The sequence below is a fragment of the Nocardia sp. NPDC059154 genome (assembly GCF_042755705.1).
Lineage (GTDB): Bacteria > Actinomycetota > Actinomycetes > Mycobacteriales > Mycobacteriaceae > Nocardia.
In genome coordinates, this window is record NZ_JBHZCS010000103.1 from 1 (window position 1) to 26,624 (window position 26,624).

Sequence of the window (26,624 nt, forward strand, 5' to 3'; positions counted from 1 at the left end):
GCTCAGTAAGCACGTGCGCAACGCCTACCGGCACCAGGGCCGCTACGGCGTCTCGGTGCGCAAGGAGACCCCGAACTCGCCGGACAAGATCGATGGCTGCGTCTCGATGATCGGTGTCCGGATCCTGTGGCGCGCAGTGAAATCGAACGTTCCGCAAGAGCAGTCCAATCAGGCGATGTTCCTCAACCGAAACCGAAGGAGGTGAGTTGATGCTCACTCCGTTGCAAGCGGTGTACAAGGCCAAGGACATGCTGCTGAACTTCGGCGGCCTGACTCGCCCGACCGGGATCATCGCGCCAACTGCGATGAAGCCGGAAGACGCCCAGGATGTGGCGCGGAATCTGCTCACCGGGGCGAAGGCCTTCGAAGCGCAGCGGCTGCAGATCCTCACTGAGGCGATGAAGCCCAACAGGTCGTGGCGCGAGCTGGGTATGCAGATCCCCGACGAAGCTCCGGACGCCATGAAGATGCTGGCCGAGAAGAGTCAGGCGAATTTCCTGCCGTTGGTCGTCGAGACGTTCTCGCAGGTCATGCGGGTGGTCGATTACATCTCGTCGGACACCAAACAGCGTGCTGGTGCGTGGGAGTACTGGCAGCGGAACCAGATGAACGCGCGCCAGGTCGGCGTGGTCCGCTCGACGCTGAAATACGGTGCCGCATACGTCAAGTGCCTGCCGGGCGACAACGGCCCGGTGATGAAGGGCGCGTCGCCGCTGCACATGACCGCGGTCTATGAGGATCCGGTCAATGACGAGTGGCCGATGTTCGCGTTGCAGACCGACCGGCGTCTGATCTACCTGTATGACGAGGTCGCGGAGTACATCCTGGGCATGGAGAACATGCCGACCTCGTCGTTCGGATATCCGAACTGGCAGAACATCTCCGACGTGGAGTTCATCGAGTCCCGGCCGCACGGTGCAGGTGTGTGCCCGGTCGTCCGGTTCCGGGACAGCATGCTGCTGGAGGGTGAGGAGCAGTACGGCATCGTCGAGCCGCTGCTCTCGGTCCAGGGGCGTATCAATGAGACCAATTTCGGAACTATGGTCTCCCAGTATTTTTCGGCGTTCCGGCAGCGCTACATCATGGGCTGGTGGCCCGAGACGCAGAACGAGGCGCTGAAGGCGACCGCGGCGGATGTGTGGCTGTTCAAGGATCCGAACGTTCGCGTGGGTCAATTTGAGGAGACCGACCCGAAGTTCTACGTTGCGGGCAAGCAGGACGCGATCCAGGATCTGTCGTCGATTTCCCAAGTGCCGCAGCAGAACCTCGGCGTGGGCGGTTTCGCGAACATCAACGCTGACACGCTGACCGCGCTCGAAGAGGGCAAGAACCGCAAGGTCGATGAGATCACCGCGTCGCTGGGCGACAGCTGGGACCAGGCGCTGCGGTTGTGCTGCCATCTCGACGGCGATGAAGTGGGGGCCGCCGACTTCGGTGCCTCGGTGCGCTGGGCCGATTCCAGCGCGCGCAGCTTCGCCGCGACGGTCGACGGGCTCGGCAAGCTGGGTCAAATGCTCGGTGTGCCCGACGAACTGCTGTGGGAATCCATCCCGGGCTGGGACCACAAGATGGTGGAGCGTGCCAAGGAGATCCGCGAGAACGCCGACCCGCTCGAGGCCCTGTACCTGCAGTCCGCGCAGGGTGCGCCCGCTGTCGGGCGTGGGATCCAGGCCGAGGAGGCTGCCGACCCGTCCGGGCAGTCCGGCGCATGACCGCTCCCGATCAGCGTCAGGGCGAGAATCGCACGATCGGTGTGGTCGGGATCGACGCGGCCGCCTACCTGGCCGCGCAGGCGAAGGTCACGGCGAACATGACCGCGCTGCTGGTCCGCATGATGCGCAAGTACGGGATTCCGCTGACTGCGGCCGACCGCGAGCGGTTTGCACAGCGCCTGTTCACATCTGTGCAGATCGCGCGCGGCCAGTCCTATGTTCTGGCGACGAGCTACATGGTCGGGTCCGCGCGGGCCGCTGGCGAGCTGCTGCCCGAGATCGCGCCGATCGAGTTCTACAGTCCGGCCGCCCTGGTCGCTGTCCTGGAACGCACGACAGCCCCAGTCCTGAAAGAGGTCGCCGCGGTCGAAGCTGCCGGGGCGGCCGCGGCCGCGCGGGGCAGTGTCGCCGCGCAGCAACTGCCGGCCACTGCGGAGCGCGCGGTCGAGCAGGTCGCGGCCGCGCTGAACGATGTCCGCGCGCACGGTACGACCGCGCTATCGGTTGCGGAACCGAAGGTTTCGATCCTCGACCGCCGCACCGGGCTCCCGTTCGTCGACCTGCCCAACGACCCGAGCTCGCCGAAAGTCATTGTGCGCATCGGCCAGAACACCGGTGCCGCGGTCGCGCGCCACGCCCACCAGGCCGGCCGTGACGCGGTGATCGCGACTGCCGAGAACGCGGGACGAGAGATCGGCTGGGCGCGTGTCACGAATTCGATGACACCGTGCTGGTTCTGCGCCATGTTGACCTCCCGCGGCCCGGTGTATCGGTCCGAGCAGACCGCGGACTTCCGCGCCCATGACAACTGCGAATGCCGTGCGGTGCTCGTCTATTCGGGCAAGCCGTGGGACGGCCAGCAGCAGTACCAGAAATGGAACGGTGTCTGGGATCGGGCCACAGCCCGGAAGTCCGGCAAGGGCGCGCGCAAGGCGTTCGCCCGCGCGGTCGCCGCCGAGCACCGCAAGCACCGCGAACACATCCGGGCGCTGCACGCCGCGCGTGCCCGGCAGCTGTATCCGCATCTAGTGCAGCCCACGCACGCCCATCACGTGCACGCATAGTCGTCCGCGCCCTGGAGGCGCGGCAGTTTCACACACCCACTCAAGGCCCAGGAGGCCACAGCAATGCCTGACGACGAGCAGAACCTCGACCCCACCACCCCAGACCCGTCCACCGATCCCGCAGCCCTGGAGGCCGAGCAGGAGAACGAGGGCGAGCTGCCGCCGTGGGCGCAGGAGAAGCTGCGGAAGGCCAACCGCGAAGCGCAGAACCTTCGCACCCGGCTGCGCGAAGTCGAGCCGCTGGCCCAGGAGGCCGAGCAGCGACGCGAAGCGGAGAAGACGGAGATCCAGCGCGCCACCGATCGCGCCGAGCAGCTCGAACGCGACCTCGCACAGTCGAGGTTGGAAGTCGAGATCAAGGACCTGGTCGTCGAATTCAAGCTCGACCCCGAGGACCAGATTCTCATCTCTGGCGCACCGACTCCCGAAGCACGCAGGGCAGCCGCCGAGCGTGTCGCGGCCAAGAACGCCGCCGCTGCAACTCCGCAGATCACCCCACCGCCGACGAACCGGCCGAACGCTGCCCTGCGCCCGGGTGCCACGCCCGCCGTGCAGGACAACACGCCGCCGACCGCGTACCCGCCGGAGTGGATCCCGAACCGAAACCGTGCCCGCGACAAGCGGGAGTAACCCCCGGAAGGAGGGGAGATGTCCAACGAATGCATCGTGTTGTACGACGACGGCGACAACGTCCCCATGTTGGCAACCGTCGGTCTGACCGGCAAGAAGTGCGTATCTGTCAGCGCGCCACAGGATTCGACGTACAACGTCTTCCAGGCCGCGCTCCCCGCCGCGGGCGGCCGCATCGCGGGCGTGGCCGCCTACGACGTCGTCACCGGTGTCGTGGTGAACATCGTGCGCCGCGGCACCTCGCGCCTGATCCCGATCACCTGCTCGGCCGCCATCACCGCGGGCGCTGACCTCATGGTCGACACCACCGGCGCAGTGCTGCCGTGGACGACCGGCAACACCGCCATCGGCAAGGCCTGGTCGACGACTACCGCGTCCGGCCAGGACGTCATCGCCGAACTGTACTGAAAGGGCCAGGTAAATGACTTCCCCCCAGCCGCTTCCTAGTTACTACCCGCTTGGTCCGGCCAGCGTCTCCGGCAGCCTCATCACCCTCGATGTGATGCTGAACGAACCGACCCGCATCACCGCATACCTTGCGGACCTGTCGCTGCAGAACTTCATCGCCGACAAGATCTTCACCCCGGGCGGCGATGTCTCCGGCGGCAGCATCATTTACTCGCAGATCACCTACAACGATTTGTATCCGTCGCGCGATGTCGCGACCGTCGCGCCCGGTGGCGAGTTCCCCAACCTCACCGCGACCCGGCCCAGCCCGTTGGTTGCCGTTCCCGAGAAGTTTGGTGGAAAGTACGGCGTCACCAGGGAAGAAAAGAAGCGCAACGACCCGTGGGTGGTCCAGTCCGCGGGCGTGAAGATCATGAACGCGATCGTGCGCAAGATCAACGCGCGCGCGATGACCGCGCTGGCGTTCGCGGTCGCGCAGACCGGCGGCGCGACCAGTGTGATCGGCAACAACTGGGCGGCGACCGTGACCGGCGGTGCGTCGCAGACCACCAATCAGCAGTGGCCCGCATCGGATTTCGCGCGCGCCAACATGATCGGTGAGCAGACCGAACTCGGCTACCAGTACGACCTGTGGATCGTGAACCCGCAGGAAAAGGCGCACTTTTCCGAGGTGTACGCGGGTGTCGGTGTCGCGCAGGGCCAGTTGGATTCCAACAACGTCACCATGCTGTCCACCAACCGCGTTCCGCCGGGCACCGCGTACGCGGTCTCGCCCGGTCGTCTCGGGCAGATGCGCATGGAGGACCCGCTGAGCACCGAAACCTGGTATGAGGCGGGCGAGCAGACCACCTGGTTCCAGTCCTGGTGCACCCCGGCGTTCGCCGTGACCGAGCCGTACGCCGTTTTGAAGTTCACCGGCTTGGCCGGCTGACCCAGAATCGAGGAGAACCATGGCTGCACAAGCCAATTCGCCCACTCCCCCGCCTGGTGTGGAGCGCGTCATCAGGCTGGCCAGCGCCACCTACATCACCCCGGAGCGGCGCGCGGTACACGGCTCCATGGGTGAAACGGTGCTCGTGCACCCCGATCACGTCGCGCGGTTCGACGAGCTCAACGTGCCGCCGTCGTTCGTGGCAGTGGTGGACAAGACGCCCAACATCATCGACGCGCGTCAGCCCACCGCGGTGGAGGCACGCATCGCGCAGGGCTTCGGCAACGGCAATCAGCCGCTCACCATCGAGGCCCGCGCGCAGATCCTCGCCGCCGAGGAGGCCGCCGCCAAGGCGGCCGAGGACGCAGCCGGAAGCTGACGCGGCCATGGTCTCACCGCTCTCGCCCTACGCCACCATCCAGCAGCTGGCGGCCCGCTGGCTGAACATGCCGGGCGACACGGCCACGCAGAACACGGCCACCACGCTGCTCGGCGACGCGAGTTTCTGGCTGCGGCAGTGGTTTCCGACCGAGACCGGGCTCATGGATGCCGGGCAGTCCGACGCGACCGGCGCCATGCTCGTGGTCTGCTCCATGGTCAAACGCGCGCTGCGCAACGCCGACAACGACGGCGTGAGCTCGGCGACCGACGGCATGGGCGGAATGACCGAGACCAGGGTGTACAGCAACCCGGACGGGAACCTGTACATCACGGCTCAAGAGATGACCCTCATCCAGGGCGGCGCACGGATGAAGGCCATGTCGATGACCATGGGCACCCCGACAGGCACCGGACCGTGGGTGTACTCGGGCATCGATCAGCCGGGCCCGCTGGCCTATCCGGCCGCGAACATCGCCGAGCTGTTCCCCAACCTGGTGGAAGGGCCGTAGGTGATTCGGCCGGCCGCTGGGGAGACCGTCACCCGCGAACGCGTCACCCGCGACAACAACGGCAACCCGATCGGGGCGCCCGCGACGGTCTCGATCAGCGGGGTCGTGTTCTGGGTGGACTCGTCGCAGGAGAACTGGGACCGCCGTCAAACCGCGGTCATCCAGGCCGGATTCGCGGTGCCGGTCGGGTCGGACGTCACCGCCCGTGACCGGCTGCTGCGCGCGGACGGTACCCGCTGGGATGTCCTCGTGGTCGAGACCCCGACCAGCGGTGCGAGCCCGCTCAGCGGTCACCAGTTCGGCTATTTCGTCGTGCGGACTCAGGGGGTGATCTGAGTGGAACACAATGTGCCCGTTCCGAATCCGTTCATCACCGAGTGGCTCAAAGGCCCGATCTGCGAGGGCATGATGCTCGCCGCAGGCATGCACGCCAAGGATCTGTATCAGCAGATCGAGGTCAAGCGCACCGGCGAGATGGCGGCCTCGGCCACCGTCGATGTGCACATCGGTGGCGTCAAGGGTGACCGCTTTGTCGCCGACATGATCGTCACCGACCGGGCTGCCGCGTCGCACATTTTCGGCGCTGGCATGCATGCGGGATCGACTGGGCTGCACCACAACCGGGCGGCTCGCACGCTCGACGAGGTGCTGCGCGGGTTGGCCGCCCCGTGAGCCTGACGTTCCCGGGCTGGTATGTCGGTGGCTGGCCTGTTCGCGAGGATGTCGTGCAGGCGTGGCTGACGCCGCTGCTGGCCACGGTGTCGGTGTACGACTCGACCGGCGCGCAGATCCTCAATCCGGACAACTCCCCGCGGCGGCCGACGACCTGTTCGTGGCTGCCCGCGAACTACTCCGCGGATCTGCCGCTGGTCGCGGTCTACGGATCCGGCGGTGTCGCGCCGGGCTTGTCGACCGTGCTGGATCCGCAATCGGTGCTCATCGGCGCAATCGGCAACACCCGCGACGACTCGTGGGCGCTGCTCGAGTTCTGTGTCCAGATGCTGCTCACGTTGCCGCGGGTCGGCGGCGTGAAGATGCCCGACGGATCCCACGTGCAGGTGACCAGCGTCGAGCGCACGCTCGCCCCGGAGCTGCGCCCCGACGTCAACCCTGACAACCGGCTTGTGATCGCCACCTTGAAAGTCGACTGCCGCCTGCCTCGCAGCGTGCCCGACTACGGCCCGACCGTCGCTGAGCTGGCCGCGACCTTCTGAAACCTGTTCCCTCCCTCTCGGATTGGAGAGTGACCCCGTCATGTCCGTAAACCTGTTCCAGGCCATGAAGGCCAAGAACGACCCGCTCGTTTTCGCGCCCCTGAACTCCCTGGTGGCGGCGCACCCCTGGTCCATCGGCGCCCCCTACATCCCCTCGTCGATCTGCAACCCGACCACGGGCGCGCTGCAGGCGCTTCCGCAGGGCTGGTCGACTCTCGGCGAGCTGCAGAAGAAGGCCGGCGTCGACATGACCCCGGACCGCAAGAGCAACGACATCGAGGGTTTGGGCTCGATGGCGCCGCGGCGCAGCTTGCGCACCTCCGAGGGGCTCTCGATCGACTTCACCGCGCAGGAATGGCGCAAGGTGAACATGTCGATCTTCTACGACACCGACCTGTCGCAGACCTGGGCGAACGCGACGTCGGGTGAATGGCGCGGCCACAAGATGGCGTCGCCGAACGCGAACTACTGGTCGCTCATCGTGATGGCCTTCGACGGCATCGTCGGCAGCGAGTTCTACCCGTTCTGGATCTTCCCGAAGGTCGCGTGCAACAAGGTCGGCAAGGTCTCGATGCAGGACGGTTCGGAAATCGCGTTCCCGTCCACGCTCACCGTCTACGAGGACAATGCGTTCGTCAGCTCCGACGGCGCGGTTGGTCCGCTGTTCGACTTCGGTGTCGCGGGTGTCGGCAACATCCCGCTGGCGAAGGCCGGCGGATTCATCCTGGCCACCTCGATCACCGTGGCCCCGTCCACCGCGACCCTGACCCATTCGCCGGTGCAGACCCAGCAGCTGACGGTGACCGACTCCAACGGCCTCGATGTCACCGCCTGGAGCACCTTCGTCTCGGGCACTCCGGCCGACGCGACCGTCAGCGCCACCGGTCTGGTCACCGCGGTGGCGACGGGCAGCTCGATCATCACCGCGTCCTACACCCCGACCGGCGCGAGCACCCCGCTGACCGCCACCTGCAACGTCACCGTTTCCTGATCCTGTCCAGTGCGGGCCCGCGCGTCGGGCCCGCGCTGTGCATGTCAATTGTCAAGTGGCACAAGGAGATTCATTCGTGGCACAACCACGCAAGACCACCGCACGCAAGACGGTCGCCGCCGAGCGGCCCGCGTCCCCGCACCGCGAGAAGATCGTCGCGTTCGAGGATCTGCGCGAGCGGGCGCGCGCGTCGAACCTGTATCTGAAGAGCGCTGCCGATTCCGAACCCTTCGTCCTCGGGCCCGAGCGAGGATTCGATCCGCCGATCGAAGTGAACTGGCCGAGCTCGCTGCTCGCCCGCGAGGACTTCGACATCGCCTCGCGCCGCACCGACATCTTCGGGATGCTGCGCATCCTGCTCGGCAGCGACTTCCGGCGTGTGCTCGAAGCGTTCGACCGGCTGTCCGACAGCGAGGAGCTGCTAGTCGGCCTGACGATGCGGATTGTCGACCACTTCAACGGCGTCGGGGCATCCGATGTGCCGGGGGGTACTCCGGCCTCGTAGACCTGATCGGGGTCTACGGGGCCGCGATCCGCTGGGATCTGCGCCGGTATGCGCACCTGGATCTCGCCGAATGGCTGCGCGGCGAACGCGATTGGCTCGAGCTGGTCGACTACGTGGAGAACCGCTTCAAAGCAGGCAGCCACTACCGGGCGGCGCGGCTGCGCGACCCGCAGCTCATCGAGGAAATGGCGCTCGCACCCGATCCGAAGCCTGAGCCACCGCGGTTCGAGGAATTCGATTCTCTGCGCGCCGACCTGGCCGACCTGAAAGACGTGCTGTGGCGGATCCTCTACGTCTCCGGCCGCTCTGACCCCAAGCACGCACCGACCGCGTCGCGTCCCGAATTGCCTTGGGCGGCAAGGCGTTCCGAGATGCTGGCCGACAAGTCCCGTTACGTCCGATCGATCTTGCTGCCTTGGGAGGTGAATGAGTGACCACCTACGACGGCGGCGATGCCAAGATCGCCATTCACCCCAACTTCGACAAGTTCGTCGAGGAGTTGCGGGCCGACCTCGATGCGGTCGACGCGACGCTCAATGTCACGATCGAGCCGCGCACCGCCGAGGCCGACGAGAAGATCAAGCGCTGGCGCGAGGAGCAGTCCCGCAACCTCGAAGTCGGTGTCGAGGCGAAGACCGACGAGGCCGACGCCGAGCTCGCCACCTGGCGCGCCGAGCAGGAGGCTCGGCCGCTGCGGATCCCGGTCGGCACCGACACCGCGTCGGCCAAGACCGCGTCATCGAAGCTGAAGAAGGAGCTCAGCTCCCTCAAGGGCGACCTCAAGGAGGCCGCCGAGATCAACATGAAGATCACCGGCGTCGCGGGCGCGGCGTCGGCGGTCTCGGAGCTGCTGGCCATCGCCGACGCGGCCGGCCAAGCCATGCATGCGCTCGACCTGCTGCCCGCCGCGGGCCTGGGCGCGCTCGCTGGTGTGGCGGCGATCAAGGTTGGCACGCACGGCATTTCGGGCGCGTTCCAGGCATACACCGCCGCGAACGCCGATCCGGTCGATACCGCGATCAAACAGCGTGACGCTCTCAATGCGGTCGCTGAAGCGCAGTACCAGGTCGGTGAGTCCCTGCGTAGCGGGCAGACCGCGCAGCGTGAGGAGCTGCTCGACCAGCGCGATCTGAACGACGCCTACCGCGACGCGTCGCGGAGTTTGCGTGACGTCAACCTGACGTTGGAAGAGCAGAAGCTCAACGTCACCGACGCGTCGGTCGCGGTGCGTGAGGCCGCGAAGAACATGCAGCGCGTCCAGTTCGACCCGACCGCCGATGCCGATCAGCGGACCCGCGCGGTCGACGACTACCAGCGCACCGTGATCAGGCTGCAGGAGGCGCAGAACAAGCAGAACGACCTGCAGCAGGACACCGCCCGCGCCAACCAGCTCGGCGTGGAGGGCGCACGAAATGTCGTGGCGGCCAAGCAGAAGGTCGTCGACGGCGTGCATGCTGAGGCCGACGCCGCGCACCAGCTGCAGCAGGCCTATATCGCCGTGCAGAAGGCCCAGGACCAAATCGGGGAGGTCAACGGGCAGAACAAGATCGCGTCCGCGCTGTCGAAGCTGTCCCCGGATGCCCGTGAGGTGGTCGAGGAGATCCACGCGCTCGGACCGGCGTGGAAAGACGCGCGGTTCGCGGCGCAGGACGCGCTCACCGGCAACGGCCTCGGTGGGGATATCACCCACCTCGCTGACGTCCAGCTGCCGAACTTGAAGAACGGGCTTGTCGGCATCAACTCGGCGATCAACTCCGGGCTGAAGGGCACAATCCAGGAGCTCTCCAGCGCCACCAACCGCGCCGACTTCGCCACCTTCCTTGGCAACACCACCAAGGGATTCCAGGGCCTGGGCGACGCGGCCGCCCCGGTCACGGCCGCCATCACCAAGATCGTCACGGTCGGATCCGAGGAATTCCCGCGGTTCGGTGCGGCGATCGATTCCGCCGCAACGAAATTCGATGCCCTGGTCCAGCGCGACGCCGCCAACGGCTCGCTCGGCCAGCGGTTCGACACCGCGGTCACCTCGGCCAAGGAGCTCGCGGAGACGGTCGGGCACATCGGATCCGCGTTCGGGTCGGTCGTGCATGCGGCAGGCGACGCCGGCGCATCCATCGACGCTGCTACCGGGCACCTGTCGACGTTCCTGAAGGGCTCGCACGCCCAGGCCGAAATGTCGACGTTCTTCACCCGGATGCGGCAGGACGGCGAGAATTTCGAGCCGATCCTCAAGGACCTCCCGGGCCTGATCAACGGCGTCGTGCAGGGCGTGCAGACGTGGTCGGCGATCACGATGCCGTTCCTGCACGCGGCCGCGGACCTGCTGTCGGAACACCCGTACCTCGTCGAGGCCGCTGTCATCGCCTACGCCGGATTCAAGACCGTGAAACCGGTCGTCGACGGCGCAAGCCTCGCGATTGACGCTCTGGCATCGCGTGCGGGTGACGCGGCCAAGGATGCCAGCGGCATCGGCAAGCTGAAGCTCGCGGGCGGCCAGCTGCTCGGCCTGCTCGGCAACCCGTGGACCATCGGCCTCGTCGCCGCGGGCGCGGCGGTGCTGACGTTCATGGACTCCGCGGACAAGAGCACCGAGGCCCTTACCCGTTTCAAGGAGCAGTCGCTGGCCGCGATCGACGCGGACCGCAACCTGCAGAAGGCCTTGCAATCCTCCGGCGGCACCCTCGACACGGGCGTCTTGGACGCCGAGACGCAGAGTGTCAAGGGCCTGCGAGACGCCCTGGCCGCCAACGCCAATGACATCCCCGGCCTCACCGATAAGGCTGCCGCTGGTTTCGCGGCAGCGTTCGGCAAGTCCTTCGGGGTCGGCCAGGGCATCGCTGACAACTTTTCCGTGCGCAACGACATCGATAACCAGAGCGCGGCGATGCGGGATGCGTTCGACAAGCTCGGGCTCGCCAATGACCAACTCGCGCAGAAGATTACCGGCGACAAAGGCGCCTTCGACGCGGTCACAGACAAGCTCGGCACCATGGGCAAGGGCGGCCGTGACGCTGCCGACAAGCTGTCGCTGCTGCGCGATGAATGGGCTCTCGACGTCAGCGCCTCGCAGCCGGTCTCCGATGCGATCAAGGCCCTCGGCGACACGAACAAGGACACCGCCAACTCCATCGACGCGGCAACGAACGCGATGGAGCGGCAGCGCCAGGGCGGGCTGACCCTCGAGAACGCCCAGCTGCGCGTGAACCAGGCGCTCACCGCCATGAATGACGATGCGCAGAACGCCTCCGGCGCGGTCATCGACGCAAGTGGTGCGATCGACAAGACCAGCAAGAGTGGCCAGCTGCTGTTTCAGCTGATCAATCAGCAGCTGATCCCAGCGTGGGAGCAGGTCACCAACGCCGCTTACCGTGACGCGATCCAGCAGGGCGACACGTCGCAGCAGGCGACGCAGGCCGCCCAGCAGACCTCGGACGCGATCAAGCAATCAGCGCTGAGGTCGATCGAATCGATGGGCCTGAGCGAGACGCAGGCCGATCAGCTGCTCGATCATTACCGGAAGCTGGACGGAAAGCACACCGCCACTGCGGTCCTGGATACGTCGCAGGCCGACACCGCGCTGGAGAAGTATCAGGCTCGGCTCGACAACATCTATAAGACCGAAGGCAAGGTGCCGTTCTGGCTGCAGTTGCAGGCCCAGTCGATCCCGGGTGTGCAGGTGCCGACCGCGCCGGGCCAGACCAACCCCTACGCGCCTCCGGCCGCCACGCCGGGCAGCACCCCATCGGGGTACGTGCCTTGGTTGGAGAGCCAGCTCAGCGGCGGCGCGCACGCGGGCGGTGGCCTGCTCAGCGGCCCGGGCACCGACACCTCGGATTCGATGTACATCCGGGCGTCCAACTACGAGTTCGTGACGCGCGCCGCGATGGTCCGCAAGTACGGCGTCGGGATTTTCGAGGCCCTCAACGCCGGGCGTATCGACCCGGCCCTCATCGCCGCGCTGCCCGCGTTCGCTGAGGGCGGCCTGGTCGGCGACGGCACCGGAGCGGCCACCGGGACCGGAGTAGGCACGAACACGGGCGCGGGCAACAGCAGCCACGTGGCCGAGCTCGAGCAGTACGCGGCATCGCTGGCGGGACAGGCCTACGGCGGCGAGCTGGACTGCAGTGGCCTCATCTCGAAGCTCGCGCTCAAAGCCGTTGGCATGCCGACCGATTCGGGTCGCATGTCCACCGCGAACGAAGGCACGTGGCTCGGCGCGCTCGGATGGCAGCTCGGTTTCGGCCCGAGCGGCACGTTCCAGGTCGGCTGGATCAACGACTCGTCCATGGCCGCAGGAGGGCACACCGCCGGCACTCTGCCCGACGGCACGAACGTCGAATCCTCGGGCAGCGCAGGGAAAGTCCTGGTCGGTGCGGGGGCTCTCGGTTCGGGCGCGTCCCTGTTCAATCAGCACGCCTACCTGAACATGGCCTCGGCGACCGTGAACACGCCCGACGGCGGTATCGGCTCGCCGTCGCCCGGCACGCTGGCCACCACCACGAACGCGACCACGCAGACCGTCGTCAATCCGCAGGCACCGCTGCCGACTACGCAGATGACCGACGACCAGATCACCATCGAGACCGACAAGGCCGCGGTCGATACGGCGAACTCGCAGCGCAACGCGGTTTACGCGAACCCGAACTCGACGGCGCAGGACAAGCGGGCCTCTGACCTCGCCTATTTCAAGGCGCAGAACGCATTGCAGTCCGCCGAGACCAAGGGCAACCAGTCCCTGCTGTCGGTGCAGGGCATCGCCACGAAGGCCGCGGGCATCCTCGCGTCCGGCTTGCTGAGCGGTCTGGGTTTGCAGGACAGCATCCTGTCCGACTCCAACCCGTGGAACAAGGCGCTCAACGAGACCTATGACGGTCTGAAGACGCACGGTATCGGCGGATTCGGCTACAACTACACCCCGCAGAACTTGCCGACCGTCGTCACCACGACCACCCAGCAGCCGGGCACCGACACTGGCGGCACGACTACGCAGGCGACCACTGCGGTCGGCGGCCAGAACCCCAACGCGCCCGCGGTGCACGCGTACGACGCGACGCAGGGTGCGGAGCAGTGGCGCGGGACGGTGCAGCAGATCCTGACGGCCACCAACCGGAACACGGCCGACACCGACCGCACCGTCAGCCAGATCGGTATCGAGTCCTCCGGTAATCCGAACGCGGAGAACGACACTCCCGAAGGCATTGCCGCTGGTCGGCCGATCGGGTTGCTGCAGGTGATCAGAACGACGTTCGACGCCTACAAGGACCCGCGGTACCCCGGGGACCAGACGACGCCGACCGCGAACATCGCCGCCGCCTTCGATTACGTCGACTCCCGATATGGCGGCCCGTCGAACATCTGGCCGACCAAGGCGGGATATCGCGACGGCGGCTGGATCTCCGGCGACGGCGGCCCGCGCACCGACTCGATCGCCCTGTGGGGCAGCAACGGCGAGTTCATGGTCACCGCCGAGGCCGCCGCCAACAACGCCCCTTGGCTCGAAGCCGCCAACGCCGGCAGCACTTTCCGGCCGGTCGATCTGCCCGGCAACTTCACCCCGAGCTACGGATCTGGCGGCTCGGGCGCCAGCTATGACCACAGCATCAACACCGGAGACATCTACGCCTTGAACGCGCATCACTTCACGCGCCAGCTCGACAATTTCGCGGCCCAGCAGGCCATGAATTTCCTGGTGACGCAATGACTCGACGCCTGTGGATCGAAGGCGCGGACGGATCGATATGGAACCTGGCCGGTCCGGGCGCGGGCACCGAGGGCGCCATGATGATGCCCGGCCCGAGCAAGCTCATCGACGCGCCGGCCAAAACGTTCTGGGTGCAAGGCGCGACCCAAATGCACTACCAGGGACGGCAATTCGAGCGTCGTGACCCCACGTTCTCGATCGGCATCCACGACCCGGACCGGTACGTCTGGAGTGACGTGGACAGCCGTTTTCGTATGGCGCTCGGCATGTACGACGAGCAGTTCACCATCGGTGTCGAATCCGAGTACGGGATCCGCCGCCTGGATATGCGGCTGCTGCAGGAACCCACCGCGTATGCCAACAACCCGGCCGAAAAGGCGTGGGAATTCGGCGAAACCACGCTGAATATCAGCGCAGCCTGCTCGAATCCGTTCTGGTACGGGGCGCCGATCCCGTTGAGCTGGACGTCGACGACCGGCGCCGGGTCGGGCACCCTCAATGCCAAGAACCTGGGCGACGTTCCGGTGTGGCCGAAGTATTTCGTCAACGCGCCGGGCACCTGGACGTTGCCGGATTTCTCATGGGGACAGGACCTGTATTTCATGTACGGGCCGCCGCTGATCTCCCGCGCCGTGGCCGACGCCGCGCGCACGCAATTTCTCCCCGCGCTGAACGCCGGGGAGGACACGAGTGTCGACACCGACCCGAACGTCGAAACCCTGATCGCGGCGAACGGTGCTCTGGTGCAGGCCCGGTGGGAAGGCAACGGACTGCTGTACCCGATCGCGCCGCACACGCCGGCCACCGCGGTGCCGGTGTCGCTGGCGGGCGGCAACCCGGGCGCGGCGGTCACCATGACGATCCCGCAGTGGTTTTCGCGGCCGTGGGGGGTGATGCGGTGAGTACCACGCTGGCCGATATCCCGCGGCTGCAAGCTCAATGCGACGCGATCCGGGCGACGCACCAGGCCGCGCGCTCCGCCGCCCCGTTCACCCGGATGTGGATGAATCCTCCGGACTCGGAATCGTCCAACGGTCTGATCTTCCGCGGCATCATCGCCGACAGCGTCAGCGCTCGCTACGGCTGGCGCAAGAATGTACCGCAGCAGGCGACGTTTCGGCTTCGCGTCGAGCACTATCTCGCGCAGTGGGTCATCTCGATTCCGAACGATCCGAACGCGAAAAAGAACTGCGTGATCACCATCGACGAGATGGGCGGTGCGCTGCGCTGGTCGGGAATCCTGCACCACTGGCAATATACGCGCGACGAGAACAACAACCATTTCGTTGACATTACGTTCGTCGACGATTTGCAGTTCTTGATGTTCTATCTCGGGCCGCCAAATCCGTTGCTGCCCATCGATGTTTTCCAATTTCCGCGTGTGCTACCAATTTTCGGTCCCAGTAAATGGGCAATTTCCGTCATGATCCTGATGCAGCTAATTCGCATCAACGGCAATATCTGGACAATCCCTGACGACCCATTCGATGTCGGTTCCTGGAGTGGACTATTCGACTGGAGTTCGTGGCAAGTCCTGATCAAATGCAATCCGTTCGACTTGGACGATTCGTCGCTATGGACGATCCTCGCGACGCGAATGACCCGAATCGACCAGGTCATCGCCGACGCGCTCGAGGACGCGCAGCTGGTCCTGCGGTATCGCCGCATCCTCACCGTCGATGGCGAAACCTGCCCGGTCGATGGCGTACCGGTATGCCGTAATGGCGCATTGGTATTGGAAGTCGTCGACCAATCGGGCTACTGGGGGCCGGACGGCACGGCGACCGGCGGCGGCATCGCTGGTGGATTCGCGCGCACGGTGCAGCAGTTCCTCAGCGGGTTCGTCGAGGACACGCAGGTGCTGTCCACCGATCCCGAGGTTCTCGCGCCGGACGCCTACTACGAGCCCGGCTACCTCGGCACGATGCCGGGCCATCCGTGGGTGGTGGTGCGGGACAGCATCTACACGTCCATGCAGACCTCGCACCTGACCTGGTCGCCAGCGACAGCGGTATCGGTGATCGTCGGTGGTGACAACCCGATGATGGACCAGCTCATGGAGCTCACCATCGAGGCAATCGGCTCCGCGATCGGCTATTTCCTACTGGCTGGATTCTCCGAGCTGGGCAGCATCGCCGAGACCGTGATCGCACCCTTCTTGCAAGGCTGCATATTCGCGTGGATCCAATGGAAGAACGCGAGCCGCGCAATAGATCTCGGATGGGTGCACCTCGAAGAGGTCTACCAATCGGGCGCGGAAAACAACGCATGGTCGCTGTCCTCGGTGGCCGCGCTGCGCAGCGGGTTCCTGTCGAGCAAGAGTGAGACCTCGCACCAGTTCACTATGGGCGCGGGCGGCCAATACCTGCCGGGTCTGCATTTCAGCATCGGCGACCGTATCGGATCGACCGTCATGTATTTGGGCTCAACGATTTTCGTCGATCAAGTCGAAATCATGGAGCGCAGCTGGGACTGGTCGGCAGGCCAAGCACCGGACTGGAAAGTCACCGTCGGCAACAACAAGGCCGCCCAATCCCAGGCAGAGCGCTCCGCGCGGCTGCTCGACAAGGGCCTCGAAACCATGAAGAACTTGGGAGTTCACCTGCTGTCATGAGTACAAATCCGTTCGGCGACAACGCCTCTCAGCTCGACATGTTGTTCGCGATTCTCGATTCCTTCCCCGGCAACAACCTCAAAGGCGTGGGCGCACAGAACGTCCCGGTGCAGCCGAAGGCGCGGCGCCCGTGGGCCGAGCGGCTGCTGCGCCGCGGTGTCCGCGTGCACCCCGAGCTCATGGAGGAGTTCCCGATCGGCGCCGCGGGTGGCGGGTGGATGGCGCAACCGAACTGGGTGAACCGCGAGGAGTACGAGAAGCACGTGACCGAGCAGCTCAGCCCGGCAGAGCAGGTCATCGACTTCCGGGAGCGCATGCGCGCGGCAGATCCGGAGACGGCGGCGCGCTTCGAGGCTATGACCGCAGACGAGCGCCGCCAAGCCATGGATGCGCAGATTCAGCACCTCACCGACGCGGTGGGGCAGCTGCAGGAGATCCGCGAACAGCTCGCGAAGGAGGACAGCGAATGACGATCTTCGGGATTGACGTCAGCAACAACAACGGTCCAGGCCTGGACATGAATCAGGTTGCGGCCGAGGGATTCTCGTTCGTGTTCTGCAAGGTCAGCGAGGGTGACTACTTCGTCGACCACACGTGGCCGGCCTACCGCGCGGCCGCGCAGGCCGCGGGTCTGCTGACGGTGGGCTACCACTACGCGATCGCCGCATGCGACCCCGCAGCCCAGGCCGCGACGTTCGTCGCTGCGGGCGGCGGCCCGCGGGTGATGCTCGACTTCGAGGCCAATTCCGGTGACATCGCCGACTATTGGGCGTTGGTGCGCGCCTTCAACACCGCGGGTGTCATTGTCGTGCTCTCCTACCTGCCGCGCTGGTACTGGCAGCAGATCGGCTGCCCCGACCTCACCCAGGTGCCGGGCCTGATCGCCTCCAACTACGTCCCCGTCTACGGGTACGCCAGCGCCATCTACCCGGGCGACGACTCGCCCCGCTGGGCCGCATACGGCGGTGTGCAGCCCAGCATCTTGCAGTTCACCGACCGGGCGCTCGTCGCCGGGGCGTGGGTGGACGCCAATGCCTTTCGCGGCACCAGCACCGAGCTGGCCGCTCTCCTCACCGGACAACCTCAAGGAGGATTTCTCATGGCACTCAACGATCAGCAGCAGGAAGACCTGTACCAGAAGGTCACCGATATCTGGGAACAGCTGCGCGGCCCGAACGGGCAGGGCTGGCCGCAGCTCGGCCAGAACGCGCAGGGCCAGAACCTGAGCATGGTCGACGGCATCGGCACGCTCAAGGCCGAGGTCGAGGTCATCGAGAAGGACCTCGAGGCGGGTAAGGCGTCGTGAACCTGCCCAAGATCACCCGCTGGCCCGAGCCCGCGCTCGTCCGGTCCGTGCTCGTCGCGATCACCGGCGTCATCGCCTACGTCGTCGGCCACAGCATCGACACGAGCTGGATCACGACGGTCCTCGACATTTACACCCTGTTCACGCCCGTCGTCGCGGGCGCTGCGATTCGGCCGGTCGTCACCCCGGTCGAGAAGCCGACGACGGGAGGCCAGTGAACCTCCCCGGCCTATCCGAGCTCGCCACAGGACTCGGCGGCGCAGGAATCGGGAGCGTCGTCACCGGCCTGTTCGGTCACCGCAAGACCAAGGCCGACACCGCCTCGATCCTGTCCTCAGCCGCCGCAGTTCTCGTCGAGCCGCTCGAGAAGCGCATTACGAAACTCACCGGCGAACTCGACACGATGCGCACCGAGTTCCTCGCCCACAAACGCGCCACCGACGCACGCGAAGCCACCCGCCGCATGGCGATGGCCGCGCACACCGAATGGGACACCGCGATGGCCGGCCTCCTCCGCGGCGCCGGATTCGACGTCCCCGCACCCCCGCCGCTGGACGCGGCCTGAAACACCTTGGAGAACCTGATGAAGTTCGGCAAGACTCCCGCGCGCCCCGGCTCGGTCAAGCTGCGCCTGCGCGACTACCTCAACACCGCCGCCCTCCCGGCCGTCCCCGCCGTGTTCGGGCACCAGGCCCTCGTCGACTCGTGGGGGATGCTCGGCAACGACCGGTTCGGCGACTGTGTCTTCGCGGGCGCCGGTCACGAAACGATGCTGTGGGCCGCCGAGGGCGGCAACCTGGTCACCGTCACCACCACCGACGCGCTCGGCGACTACGCCGCGGTCACCGGATTCGACCTGGCCCAGACCGATCCGATCACCGGCGAGAACCCCACCGACAGCGGCACCGATATGGAGTTCGCGGCCCGCTACCGGCGCACCACCGGCATCCTCGACGCCAACGGAACCCGCCACATCGTCGCCGCCTACGCCGCGCTCACCCGCGGTGACGATGTCGAATTGGCCACCGCCGCATACCTGTTCGGCGCGGTCGGCATCGGCATCCAGGTCCCCGCGTACGCCATGGACCAGTTCAACCGTGGCGCGGCCTGGGATCTGTCCAACGGGGACGGCACGATTCAGGGCGGCCACTACGTACCGGTCGTCGGCCGCGACGCCGACGGCAACCTGCTGGTCGTCACCTGGGGCAAGGTGCAGGCCATGACGCCGGCGTTCTACCGCCGGTTCAACGACGAGGCCATCGCCTACCTGTCGCCCGAGATCCTGTCCAGCACTGGCACTTCGCCGGAAGGATTCAACCTGGCGCAGCTGCAGGCCGACCTCTCGGCAGTCACCGCCGCGGCATGAGTTTCCCTGCGGGCGCGGGCAACCTGTCGCAAGGCCAATGGGCGGGCACCGGCAAGGACGGCAGCCTCCCCGGGCTGGCCGGCCGCACCCAGGACGCAGTGTCTGCTGCGCTGAAACAGCAGCTGGAGCAGTCACCGAACTGGTCGGGCCTGGGGCCTGCGTTCAAGGGCGCGATCGGCGGCATGGGTGACATGCTGCTCGGTCAGCTGGTGAGCACCCTGGCCGGGGTCGATATCAATTTCGACATCCTCGGAATCGATATCGACCTGCGGCCGCTCGGGTTCCTGGGCGCGTGGGGGCAGCAGCTGCAGCAGCAAGGCCAGCAGGCACTCGCCGGCGTCTCATCGATTGCGAGCGGCGTGACCGGCAACATCACCGGTGCGAGCTCGAGTTCGGATCCGAGCCATGTCGGCACCGCGGTCAACACGCTCAACACGACGGTGCAGACGAACGCGCAGCCGCCTTCGATCACGATCGTCAACACCACCCGGAACTACACCCAGATCCCCGGCACAAAAAGCTTCACCTTCAACCTGTTCGCCGGAGGTGGCGGCGGAGCCCGCGGCCCCTCCGTCAGCGGGTCGGGGATGCCCGGCGGCGGCGGCGGAGTCGGCGGCTGGGAACAGGTGACGATCCTGGCCTCGGCTCTGCCTTCGACTTTCACCTGCAATGTCGGTAGCGGCGCTGGCGGCGCCGGCGCTGACAACAACCCGGGCTATGCCGGCGGTACCACCTCGATCACCGACACCAGCGGTACCACCATCTACGCCTCGGCAGGCGGAGGCGGTGCGGGACAACCGATCCCGACCAGTGCGACCCTGCCGACCACCGCCTACAACGGCGCTCCCGGCACCGGAAACATGACCTGGGCTCTGACGAATCTCTCCGGCGGCGCAGGCGGCCTGCGCGGCATCAGCGGCGGCGTCGGCAGCAACGGCAGCAACGGCTCCTCCGGCACGGGCGGCACGGGCGGAGCCTCCGGTGCGGGCACCGGCGGAACCGGGGGCAGTAATACCTCCACGGTCGTACCGGGCCTGGGCGGCAGCGGGGGCGGGGGCGGTGATGGCGGCGCGACCGGAAGCGCGGGCAACGGCGGCAACGGCGGCGCGCCTGGCGGCGGCGGCGGAGGAGGCGGCGCCTTCTATGCCGCTGGCTTCAACGGCAACGGCGGCGCGTCCGGCCCCGGCCAGATCTGGATTCAGGCGAATTTCTAGGAGATACCCGTGGCTGATTGGAAGTGCCTCACCTGCAACGCCTTCGAGATCTGGGGCATCGATGCCCCGGGCTACGAGGAGTCCTCGAGCGTGATGATCGCCGCTCATGAAGCGACGCATGCAGACCATCTGGTCGAGCATGACGGCGACACCGACGCCCTGCGGCTGCGGCTGCAAAACCCCTCCCTCTACGCCGCTCTGAACGCAGCTGGCTGACCCCGACAACTCTGAGGAGCCGCCATGCCTCTCGGCCCGCAACCGGTCCACCAGTCGCTGGTGCTGTCGATCAAGGCGGCGTTCACCCACACCATCACCCCGCCGTCGGCGCCGCTCCCCTCGGGCACGACCGCCTGGATCGAGCTGTGGGACAACGCCGCCGTGACGTTGCTCGACACCTGGAACGGCACCGTCACGCCTTCGGCCGTCACGTGGCTCGTGCCGCCAGCGAGCGCCAATGCCATCCCCACCAACTCGCGATACCGCCTCTACGTGCAGACCCCGGGCTCGCCGTCCTATCCGCAGCTGTGGCACCGCGGCCCGGTCATCCGAGACGAATAACCAAGCGCACCAACAGATTCGGAGCACTCCCATGGTCATCGCCGTCCCCACCACCCGCCAGTCCCTCGCCACCTACTACGGCACGCTGGGCACCTGGATCAGCCTGCACACGGCCGACCCTGGCACGACCGGCGCGTCCGAGGCATCCGGCGGCACCCCTGCCTACGCCCGCAAGCAGACCACCTGGACCCCGTCCACCGGCGGTTTGATCACCGGCACCCAGGTCACGTTCGACGTGCCATTGGGCACCTACGGGTGGATCGGCATCTGGAACGCGTCCAGCGGCAGCACCGGCTTTGTCGACAAGTTGGCCATCACCTCTGTCCAGCTCAACGGGCAGGGCCAGATCCTCGTCACCCCCAGCTACACCCAGAGCTGATATGGGGCTGAGCGTCAGCGTCGAAGTCATCGACCCGTCCGCCGCGGTCACCGCCGGACCCACGGCGCGCGCGTCGAGCGTCGCGCCGTTCGATGGCCTGCCGGTCCCGTCCGGGTCGGTGGCGAACCTGTCGGGCGTCGGCCTGCTCGCTGTCGCGGTCTCGACTACCCCGTGCGCCTATCCGATGTATGCCGGAGTCGGCGCGCTCGCCGCCCTCGTGGCCGGACGATCGTTCGTCATGGCCGCGTTCGCGGGTTCGGGCTCGCTGTCCGCGGACGCGAGCATGCCAGCCCGCGGCTCCGGCTCCGGCGCGCTGGCGGCGACCGCGTGGCCAGGCTCGGTCCAATCGGTCGCCCTCACCGGCAGCGGCACGGCCGCGGCGGCAGTCCAGACCGCGCTGCCCGCGACGCTCACCGGCAGCGGCGCGCTCGCAGCGACAGCCTCACCGCTGCTCACCGCAGGCCTGTCCGGATCCGGTGCCCTGGCCGCGGTATCCGCGCCGCTTGCTGCGGCCGCCTTTTCGGGATCGGGCGCCCTGTCCGCCCAGCAGGGCACCTACTCGGTGACCGCGGGCCTGACCGGATCGGGTGCGTTGTCGGCCACCGTCGCGCGCGGCTGGTTTGCCCAGCAGATGTACAAATCCGGTTCTACCTGGTCGAGCCTGTCGAACAGCGGTTACACCCAGATCACCGGCTGGACCGCCGACACCACCAACGACCCCGGGTCCGTAATTTCGGGCGACGCACTGCAGATCCAGGTCGGCAAGACCAACGCGACCCTGGCAGCCAGCATCGTTTTCACGAACTCGTCGTTCTCGGCGAACGTCACCCTGCAAATCCGGGTCAACGGCACCGTCGCTGTCACCGGCACCGCTACCGCGTCCGGCACCAGCGGCACCACCACGATCACCGCATCCGGCACCTACACCGTCAACGCCGGTGACCTCGTCACCCTGTGGGCCACGTCGAACGCGTCCAGCTTCAACCCGACCGTCGCCGCGAATACCGCCTCGACCGTGAAAGCCAGCTGACCACAAGGAGTTTCCCGTGATCACCGTCCTGACGTTGCGCGGCACCGGCGAACCGATCGCCGGACCCGCGAACATGCTCACCAACGTCACCCGCCTGCTCGATCCCGCGAAATACGTGATCGGCCCGGACATCCCGTACCCGGCCAGCCTGGGGCCGGCCAACCCGCAACAGGATCCCCTCGGCTGCAGCGAACAGCAGTCCATCGCCGAAGGCGTCGATCTGCTGGCCAGCGCGATCCGCAACAGTCCGGACGTCGTGGGCCTGCTGGGCTATTCGCTCGGCGCCGAGGTGGTCTCGGCGTTCCTGGAACGCAAGGCCGCAGGAGAGTTCGGCGATTGCGAGGTCGCCTGGGTCGGGCTGCTCGCGAATCCTCGACGCGCCGAGGGCGACTCGATCGACCCGAACCCGCAGGGCTACGGCATCAACGGCCAGCACGGACCGTGGCCCGATGGGCTGCAGGTGTGGGAGGCCGCGAATCCGGCCGACGCCATCACCTCATGCCCGCCGGACTCGCCGCTGCGCGCCCTCGCCGACACCGTCTCGGCGTTCAGCTTCGCGGCCCTGGGCGGCTGGACCGCCGACCTCGCGGACAAGCTACGCCAGAACCGATTCCAGCCGGCCAACTTCGGATGGTGGCTGCACCCGCTCGCCACCTGGCAGCTCTACAGCACCGCGGCCACGCAGATGCTCGGCTACCTGTCCGGCCAAACTCACATCCGCGACTACATCGCCGGCGGGTACTGCCAGCGCCTCGCCGAGCACATCAACACAACCTGCGATGCTTGGCCCGGCAACTAGTTGCGCGTGGCCAGGTAGAACACATCGCTTATGACGTGGTCAGCGGTTGATCCGGGCATGACTGTGCACCCCCAGTCCGAACGGACCATCGCGCCAAAACCATTCTGAGAGTCAACTGTGCCGGACACCGTCCCGCGAATATCACTGTCGGGGCCGGTCAGGTCATCATGGTCGACCTTGAACTGTGCTGTCACGGGCGACTTCAGCTGGTCACGAACTAAATCCTCGCAAGCATTCTCCGCCGTCGAATATCTCCGCACGTTGAAGCGTGCAGTATTCGCCGCAGCGGCGGCGCTGCTGGATACGCTGGCGTCGTACGAAGCGTCAAATGCAGCGTTCGCCTCGTCGGTCTGTCGTTGCGCCAGCGACACGCCCAGCGCGACGGCCCCGGCAACCACACTGAGTACCCCGACAACCCCCATAATCGTGAATGCGACAACGCGCCGCCGACGTGTTAGTCGACCCCAGAAACCCATGATTACTCCCGCCGGATAAGTGCCCGCGACCGTACGCAGATCCTTTACGACTCTTCGGTCGATCAAACAAAACACGATCACCTCCGCGACACGCCAGCACGCGGCACGATCGGTCATAGCGCCGAAGTGCAACCGCCCCAGCCGTTTTCCTGGCTGGGGCGGTTTTGTCATGTGTGCGTCGTGTCGCTGTCACTCACGCGCCGACGTGCAGTCGCGCGCTGGCGGTGATCTCGTTCGCTGCCTGTGCCAGCGCGACGATCGCGGGGTGTTCTGGCGGTCCGGCAATCGCGCCGAGTTCTTCGGCGACGTCCTGGATCCGGTCGCATAGTTCGCGGGCCTTTGTCCGGTCCAGGCCCTGTGTCTCGGTCACAATCCCTCCTCTGGGCAAGCAGGTTCTTATGGGGAAAGACCCCCGGTGCAAGTAGTGGACTCCAGTAGGTTTGCGGCGCAACTGAAGACACCTGCCCGGGGGCCTTCCTGTAACAACGCGGGATTGGGCTACCGGCGCTGCGTCATAATTTCCTGAGTGCTGCCGCTACGCACACCCCCTTCCGAGTCCCGAGCGTCGGAGTGGTCTTGGGGTTCGGGTGCCAGCGCTTCGTCCAGCTCACAGCGAGGGACTCGGGTGCGCCAGGGATGGCACTCGGCCGGATCAACGGTTTGCAGGTCCGCGAAAGCCGTTACACGCCGTGGGTTTCCGCCTACATGCGCCAGGCTGGGCGTGATCACGACCGCGGAATCGACCTGGCGGAGGAGCCGGTACAGCATCCCCATGCGGTCCTGGTGCGAATTGTCCACGGTGAGCACTGATACAACTCGCAGGCTCAACGTGTGGGCGCGCTGCCGGGCGTAGAACTCAGCCCAGTCCAAGTCCGCCTTTGTGGTCAGCAGCGGACGGAAGATGTAGATCACGGCCTTGTCCGGTCGCGCGAGGCTCTTTGCTACCTCGAGCGCTTCCGCCAGCCGGTCCGGGTAGTCGTCCGGCTCCGGTGCTTCCGTCTCGGTCTGCAGCTCCATGGTCACCACCCCCGGCTGATCGGGACGTAGGTGCGCGGTGGCTCGGCGGCGAGTCGGGCCTGAATGTCGCTGACGGTCAGCCGGTTCAGGCGGGCGATGTACTCGTCGCTCGGCACGACCAGCGTGGCGGGGGCGATGAGTACTAGCGCGGCGAGGGCGATTACGAGGATGATTCCCATGTCGGGTGCCTCCAGCTCCCTTGGAACGGATGGAGTGCACCCGGCCCCAGGGGGTTTGACTGGTCCCTCCTGGGGCCGGGGCTGTCCCTCGACGTTAGGCCCCGAAACGACACTGAATCTTCAAATATTCTTCAAATTGAAGGTGCTACCGTTGCAAGGGTGAAAGAGAGCGATTCGGTAGGCGCTCGCATCGCCACATACCGGAAGATGCGCGGACTATCGCAGCACCAACTGGTTTCCCTGACCGGTGCCAGCTACAGCATGATCAGCAAGGTCGAATCCGGCCACGCAACACCCAGCGCATCGATGGTCGGAATGATCGCGCAGGCGTTGCGAATCGATCCATCCAGGCTGTACGGCGAGGAAGACCAAGAGCAAAACCTCGACATCCTGCCGATCATTCGCCGCACGCTCGCGGCGACGGACCTCATGGATGACAGCCTCGAGCCCGAACCTCTGGACCGCCTGCGGCCGCTCGTCACGCAGGTTGCGAAGTGGCGGCGCGGCACGCAGTACCGCAAGGTCGCCGAAGTGCTCCCCGATCTGGTCGACCGGCTGCTCGTCACCGCCCGCCAGGAAGGCGAGCCCGCATACGCGATGCTCACAGATGCCTACCGAGCGGCGAACTCGTTGTCGCACAAGCTGGGCTATAACGATCTCTCGATGACCGCCACCGAGCGGATGGAGTGGGCAGCAACGCAATCCGGCGACCCGCTACGCCTTGCGAGTGCCCACTTCGTGAAAGCCTCGACACTCGCGCGGATCGGCGCCACACAGCAGGCCATGCGCTTGCTGACCAGATCCATGGCCGATATCGAGCCGATGATCGGGTCCGATCCGATCGCCATGGCGGTTTACAGCACCCTGCACATGAAGGCGGGAGCCATCGCGGCGACACTGACCGATGCCGATACGTCCCGAATGCACTTCGCCGAGGCGGCGCGACTGGCCGAGCAGTTCCCCGAGGGCGTCGTCTATGACACAGTGGCCGGCGCAACCAACGTGAGGTTCTACCGCGTCGGTGCCGAGGTCGATCTCGGTGACGCAGGGCGCGCGGTCGAAATCGCGAAGAACACCCGGCTGCCGAAGACGACAGCGGCAGTAGGCGCTGAGCGGCAAACCTACTTCTGGCTCGATACCGCGCGGGCGCATCTGCTGGCCGGTAATCCGGATTCTGCCATCGAGGCTCTGCTGGAGTCCCGCGCGGTAGCGCCGGAGCATTTCCGCGCCAACCCGACCGTGAAGGCCACCGTGCGGGCCGTTGCCGATCAGCAACGCCGTGCGAGCAATACGCTCCGGTCACTCGCCAACTCAGCGGGCGTCGCGGACTGATGACGGACGTGCTGCCCACCGAGCCCGGCGTGTACGAGGACGCGATCGGCGATCTGTGGGTGCTGCGCGATGACGGTCGCTGGCAGTACTCCGCGCGCCGCCTCAAGTTCGGTGGGATCAGCACGAACGTCGACCACCGACCGATCGACGCCGAGGAGCTCGCGGCCTGTGGCGATCCGGAACTGCTGCCGCTCAAGCGGATAGAGGCGCAAGACACGCTGCCCTGGTAAGCGATCAGTGGACGCGGGAGGGCGGGGGGGGGGGACCAAGAAGGGGGGGTGTTTGTTGTCTTCCCCGGGTGGGCAACT

33 protein-coding genes and 1 pseudogene are annotated in these 26,624 nt (G+C 66.5%); 30 read left to right on the forward strand and 4 right to left on the reverse strand.

Translation table 11 applies throughout. The features are described from left to right. From ACFXN1_RS47060 to ACFXN1_RS47195, 28 genes and pseudogenes are all read left to right on the forward strand, one after another. A pseudogene (locus ACFXN1_RS47060) lies at positions 1 to 205 on the forward strand (terminase); the annotation flags it as partial. Positions 206 to 209: 4 nt separating this feature from the next. After that, entirely contained in the window at positions 210 to 1,712 is a 1,503-nt protein-coding gene (locus ACFXN1_RS47065) for a phage portal protein (protein WP_379441512.1), read from the forward strand. Then, positions 1,709 to 2,776, forward strand: coding sequence for a hypothetical protein (locus ACFXN1_RS47070; protein WP_379441511.1), 1,068 nt, complete (start codon positions 1,709 to 1,711; stop codon positions 2,774 to 2,776). Before ACFXN1_RS47065 ends, ACFXN1_RS47070 begins: the two co-directional genes overlap by 4 nt. Before the next feature lie 63 nt (positions 2,777 to 2,839). Continuing rightward, the gene (locus tag ACFXN1_RS47075; RefSeq protein ID WP_379441510.1) at positions 2,840 to 3,406 is read left to right on the forward strand and encodes a hypothetical protein; all 567 of its coding nucleotides are present in this window, start codon (positions 2,840 to 2,842) and stop codon (positions 3,404 to 3,406) included. A gap of 18 nt (positions 3,407 to 3,424) precedes the next feature. After that, entirely contained in the window at positions 3,425 to 3,814 is a 390-nt protein-coding gene (locus ACFXN1_RS47080) for a capsid cement protein (RefSeq protein ID WP_379441508.1), read from the forward strand. A gap of 13 nt (positions 3,815 to 3,827) precedes the next feature. Then, complete coding sequence (locus ACFXN1_RS47085) at positions 3,828 to 4,745, forward strand: major capsid protein (protein ID WP_379441507.1); 918 nt, start codon at positions 3,828 to 3,830, stop codon at positions 4,743 to 4,745. Positions 4,746 to 4,764: 19 nt separating this feature from the next. Then, a complete protein-coding gene (locus ACFXN1_RS47090) occupies positions 4,765 to 5,124 on the forward strand; it encodes a hypothetical protein (RefSeq protein ID WP_379441506.1) in 360 nt (119 codons plus the stop codon). 7 nt (positions 5,125 to 5,131) lie between these two features. After that, on the forward strand, positions 5,132 to 5,635 hold the full coding sequence (locus ACFXN1_RS47095) for a hypothetical protein (protein WP_379441504.1): 504 nt from the start codon (positions 5,132 to 5,134) through the stop codon (positions 5,633 to 5,635). Next, entirely contained in the window at positions 5,636 to 5,971 is a 336-nt protein-coding gene (locus ACFXN1_RS47100) for a hypothetical protein (protein WP_379441503.1), read from the forward strand. After that, a complete protein-coding gene (locus tag ACFXN1_RS47105; RefSeq protein ID WP_379441502.1) occupies positions 5,972 to 6,307 on the forward strand; it encodes a hypothetical protein in 336 nt (111 codons plus the stop codon). Then, positions 6,304 to 6,849 carry a hypothetical protein gene (locus ACFXN1_RS47110; protein WP_379441500.1) on the forward strand — a complete coding sequence of 182 codons (546 nt, stop codon included), beginning with the start codon at positions 6,304 to 6,306 and terminating at the stop codon, positions 6,847 to 6,849. Before ACFXN1_RS47105 ends, ACFXN1_RS47110 begins: the two co-directional genes overlap by 4 nt. A gap of 40 nt (positions 6,850 to 6,889) precedes the next feature. Then, on the forward strand, positions 6,890 to 7,840 hold the full coding sequence (locus ACFXN1_RS47115) for a hypothetical protein (protein WP_379441499.1): 951 nt from the start codon (positions 6,890 to 6,892) through the stop codon (positions 7,838 to 7,840). 76 nt (positions 7,841 to 7,916) lie between these two features. Further along, entirely contained in the window at positions 7,917 to 8,345 is a 429-nt protein-coding gene (locus ACFXN1_RS47120; protein ID WP_379441498.1) for a hypothetical protein, read from the forward strand. 113 nt (positions 8,346 to 8,458) lie between these two features. Continuing rightward, entirely contained in the window at positions 8,459 to 8,779 is a 321-nt protein-coding gene (locus ACFXN1_RS47125; protein WP_379441496.1) for a hypothetical protein, read from the forward strand. Beyond that, entirely contained in the window at positions 8,776 to 14,046 is a 5,271-nt protein-coding gene (locus tag ACFXN1_RS47130) for a hypothetical protein (RefSeq protein WP_379441495.1), read from the forward strand. The genes ACFXN1_RS47125 and ACFXN1_RS47130 overlap by 4 nt, the downstream gene beginning before the upstream one ends. After that, the gene (locus ACFXN1_RS47135; protein WP_379441494.1) at positions 14,043 to 14,948 is read left to right on the forward strand and encodes a hypothetical protein; all 906 of its coding nucleotides are present in this window, start codon (positions 14,043 to 14,045) and stop codon (positions 14,946 to 14,948) included. Before ACFXN1_RS47130 ends, ACFXN1_RS47135 begins: the two co-directional genes overlap by 4 nt. Further along, on the forward strand, positions 14,945 to 16,660 hold the full coding sequence (locus tag ACFXN1_RS47140) for a hypothetical protein (protein ID WP_379441492.1): 1,716 nt from the start codon (positions 14,945 to 14,947) through the stop codon (positions 16,658 to 16,660). Before ACFXN1_RS47135 ends, ACFXN1_RS47140 begins: the two co-directional genes overlap by 4 nt. Then, the gene (locus tag ACFXN1_RS47145; protein ID WP_379441491.1) at positions 16,657 to 17,130 is read left to right on the forward strand and encodes a hypothetical protein; all 474 of its coding nucleotides are present in this window, start codon (positions 16,657 to 16,659) and stop codon (positions 17,128 to 17,130) included. The genes ACFXN1_RS47140 and ACFXN1_RS47145 overlap by 4 nt, the downstream gene beginning before the upstream one ends. Next, positions 17,127 to 17,966, forward strand: coding sequence for a GH25 family lysozyme (locus ACFXN1_RS47150; RefSeq protein WP_379441489.1), 840 nt, complete (start codon positions 17,127 to 17,129; stop codon positions 17,964 to 17,966). The genes ACFXN1_RS47145 and ACFXN1_RS47150 overlap by 4 nt, the downstream gene beginning before the upstream one ends. Then, positions 17,963 to 18,184 (forward strand): hypothetical protein, encoded by a 222-nt coding sequence (locus ACFXN1_RS47155; RefSeq protein ID WP_379441488.1) that lies wholly within the window; start codon positions 17,963 to 17,965, stop codon positions 18,182 to 18,184. The genes ACFXN1_RS47150 and ACFXN1_RS47155 overlap by 4 nt, the downstream gene beginning before the upstream one ends. Next, complete coding sequence (locus ACFXN1_RS47160) at positions 18,181 to 18,531, forward strand: hypothetical protein (RefSeq protein ID WP_379441487.1); 351 nt, start codon at positions 18,181 to 18,183, stop codon at positions 18,529 to 18,531. Before ACFXN1_RS47155 ends, ACFXN1_RS47160 begins: the two co-directional genes overlap by 4 nt. Positions 18,532 to 18,549: 18 nt before the next feature. Further along, positions 18,550 to 19,332: a hypothetical protein gene (locus tag ACFXN1_RS47165; RefSeq protein ID WP_379441485.1), complete on the forward strand. Its 783-nt coding sequence runs from the start codon at positions 18,550 to 18,552 to the stop codon at positions 19,330 to 19,332. Further along, positions 19,329 to 20,546: a hypothetical protein gene (locus tag ACFXN1_RS47170; protein WP_379441484.1), complete on the forward strand. Its 1,218-nt coding sequence runs from the start codon at positions 19,329 to 19,331 to the stop codon at positions 20,544 to 20,546. Before ACFXN1_RS47165 ends, ACFXN1_RS47170 begins: the two co-directional genes overlap by 4 nt. Before the next feature lie 9 nt (positions 20,547 to 20,555). Next, positions 20,556 to 20,762: a hypothetical protein gene (locus tag ACFXN1_RS47175; RefSeq protein WP_379441483.1), complete on the forward strand. Its 207-nt coding sequence runs from the start codon at positions 20,556 to 20,558 to the stop codon at positions 20,760 to 20,762. 24 nt (positions 20,763 to 20,786) lie between these two features. Beyond that, positions 20,787 to 21,104, forward strand: a complete 318-nt coding sequence (locus ACFXN1_RS47180) for a hypothetical protein (protein ID WP_379441481.1) — start codon at positions 20,787 to 20,789, stop codon at positions 21,102 to 21,104. A 31-nt stretch (positions 21,105 to 21,135) separates the two neighbouring features. Next, a complete protein-coding gene (locus tag ACFXN1_RS47185; protein WP_379441480.1) occupies positions 21,136 to 21,483 on the forward strand; it encodes a hypothetical protein in 348 nt (115 codons plus the stop codon). Position 21,484: 1 nt separating this feature from the next. Further along, on the forward strand, positions 21,485 to 22,513 hold the full coding sequence (locus ACFXN1_RS47190) for a hypothetical protein (RefSeq protein ID WP_379441478.1): 1,029 nt from the start codon (positions 21,485 to 21,487) through the stop codon (positions 22,511 to 22,513). Positions 22,514 to 22,529: 16 nt separating this feature from the next. Then, a complete protein-coding gene (locus ACFXN1_RS47195; protein WP_379441477.1) occupies positions 22,530 to 23,312 on the forward strand; it encodes a PE-PPE domain-containing protein in 783 nt (260 codons plus the stop codon). On the opposite strand, the gene ACFXN1_RS47200 is transcribed toward ACFXN1_RS47195, so the two are convergent. From ACFXN1_RS47200 to ACFXN1_RS47215, 4 genes are all read right to left on the reverse strand, one after another. Then, complete coding sequence (locus ACFXN1_RS47200; protein ID WP_379441475.1) at positions 23,309 to 23,905, reverse strand: hypothetical protein; 597 nt, start codon at positions 23,903 to 23,905, stop codon at positions 23,309 to 23,311. The genes ACFXN1_RS47195 and ACFXN1_RS47200 overlap by 4 nt on opposite strands. A 76-nt stretch (positions 23,906 to 23,981) precedes the next feature. Continuing rightward, the gene (locus tag ACFXN1_RS47205; RefSeq protein ID WP_379441474.1) at positions 23,982 to 24,158 is read right to left on the reverse strand and encodes a hypothetical protein; all 177 of its coding nucleotides are present in this window, start codon (positions 24,156 to 24,158) and stop codon (positions 23,982 to 23,984) included. Positions 24,159 to 24,286: 128 nt separating this feature from the next. Continuing rightward, on the reverse strand, positions 24,287 to 24,805 hold the full coding sequence (locus ACFXN1_RS47210; RefSeq protein WP_379441473.1) for a hypothetical protein: 519 nt from the start codon (positions 24,803 to 24,805) through the stop codon (positions 24,287 to 24,289). A gap of 2 nt (positions 24,806 to 24,807) precedes the next feature. Then, positions 24,808 to 24,984, reverse strand: coding sequence for a hypothetical protein (locus tag ACFXN1_RS47215; protein WP_379441471.1), 177 nt, complete (start codon positions 24,982 to 24,984; stop codon positions 24,808 to 24,810). Between the two features lie 159 nt (positions 24,985 to 25,143). On the opposite strand from ACFXN1_RS47215, the gene ACFXN1_RS47220 reads away from it, so the two are divergent. Further along, on the forward strand, positions 25,144 to 26,316 hold the full coding sequence (locus ACFXN1_RS47220) for a helix-turn-helix domain-containing protein (RefSeq protein WP_379441469.1): 1,173 nt from the start codon (positions 25,144 to 25,146) through the stop codon (positions 26,314 to 26,316). Beyond that, positions 26,316 to 26,546 (forward strand): hypothetical protein, encoded by a 231-nt coding sequence (locus tag ACFXN1_RS47225; RefSeq protein ID WP_379441467.1) that lies wholly within the window; start codon positions 26,316 to 26,318, stop codon positions 26,544 to 26,546. The genes ACFXN1_RS47220 and ACFXN1_RS47225 overlap by 1 nt, the downstream gene beginning before the upstream one ends. Positions 26,547 to 26,624: the final 78 nt, after the last annotated feature.

Bases quoted from the DNA above. Each gene is read 5' to 3' on its own strand.
- ACFXN1_RS47075 (WP_379441510.1), top strand. From the start codon at position 2,840: ATGCCTGACGACGAGCAGAACCTCGACCCCACCACCCCAGACCCGTCC.
- ACFXN1_RS47200 (WP_379441475.1), bottom strand. From the start codon at position 23,905: ATGACCGATCGTGCCGCGTGCTGGCGTGTCGCGGAGGTGATCGTGTTT.
- ACFXN1_RS47145 (WP_379441491.1), top strand. From the start codon at position 16,657: ATGAGTACAAATCCGTTCGGCGACAACGCCTCTCAGCTCGACATGTTG.
- ACFXN1_RS47215 (WP_379441471.1), bottom strand. From the start codon at position 24,984: ATGGGAATCATCCTCGTAATCGCCCTCGCCGCGCTAGTACTCATCGCC.
- ACFXN1_RS47180 (WP_379441481.1), top strand. From the start codon at position 20,787: ATGCCTCTCGGCCCGCAACCGGTCCACCAGTCGCTGGTGCTGTCGATC.
- ACFXN1_RS47135 (WP_379441494.1), top strand. From the start codon at position 14,043: ATGACTCGACGCCTGTGGATCGAAGGCGCGGACGGATCGATATGGAAC.
- ACFXN1_RS47070 (WP_379441511.1), top strand. From the start codon at position 1,709: ATGACCGCTCCCGATCAGCGTCAGGGCGAGAATCGCACGATCGGTGTG.
- ACFXN1_RS47190 (WP_379441478.1), top strand. From the start codon at position 21,485: ATGGGGCTGAGCGTCAGCGTCGAAGTCATCGACCCGTCCGCCGCGGTC.
- ACFXN1_RS47150 (WP_379441489.1), top strand. From the start codon at position 17,127: ATGACGATCTTCGGGATTGACGTCAGCAACAACAACGGTCCAGGCCTG.
- ACFXN1_RS47225 (WP_379441467.1), top strand. From the start codon at position 26,316: ATGACGGACGTGCTGCCCACCGAGCCCGGCGTGTACGAGGACGCGATC.
- ACFXN1_RS47170 (WP_379441484.1), top strand. From the start codon at position 19,329: ATGAGTTTCCCTGCGGGCGCGGGCAACCTGTCGCAAGGCCAATGGGCG.
- ACFXN1_RS47115 (WP_379441499.1), top strand. From the start codon at position 6,890: ATGTCCGTAAACCTGTTCCAGGCCATGAAGGCCAAGAACGACCCGCTC.
- ACFXN1_RS47090 (WP_379441506.1), top strand. From the start codon at position 4,765: ATGGCTGCACAAGCCAATTCGCCCACTCCCCCGCCTGGTGTGGAGCGC.
- ACFXN1_RS47185 (WP_379441480.1), top strand. From the start codon at position 21,136: ATGGTCATCGCCGTCCCCACCACCCGCCAGTCCCTCGCCACCTACTAC.
- ACFXN1_RS47095 (WP_379441504.1), top strand. From the start codon at position 5,132: ATGGTCTCACCGCTCTCGCCCTACGCCACCATCCAGCAGCTGGCGGCC.
- ACFXN1_RS47065 (WP_379441512.1), top strand. From the start codon at position 210: ATGCTCACTCCGTTGCAAGCGGTGTACAAGGCCAAGGACATGCTGCTG.
- ACFXN1_RS47210 (WP_379441473.1), bottom strand. From the start codon at position 24,805: ATGGAGCTGCAGACCGAGACGGAAGCACCGGAGCCGGACGACTACCCG.
- ACFXN1_RS47165 (WP_379441485.1), top strand. From the start codon at position 18,550: ATGAAGTTCGGCAAGACTCCCGCGCGCCCCGGCTCGGTCAAGCTGCGC.
- ACFXN1_RS47085 (WP_379441507.1), top strand. From the start codon at position 3,828: ATGACTTCCCCCCAGCCGCTTCCTAGTTACTACCCGCTTGGTCCGGCC.
- ACFXN1_RS47080 (WP_379441508.1), top strand. From the start codon at position 3,425: ATGTCCAACGAATGCATCGTGTTGTACGACGACGGCGACAACGTCCCC.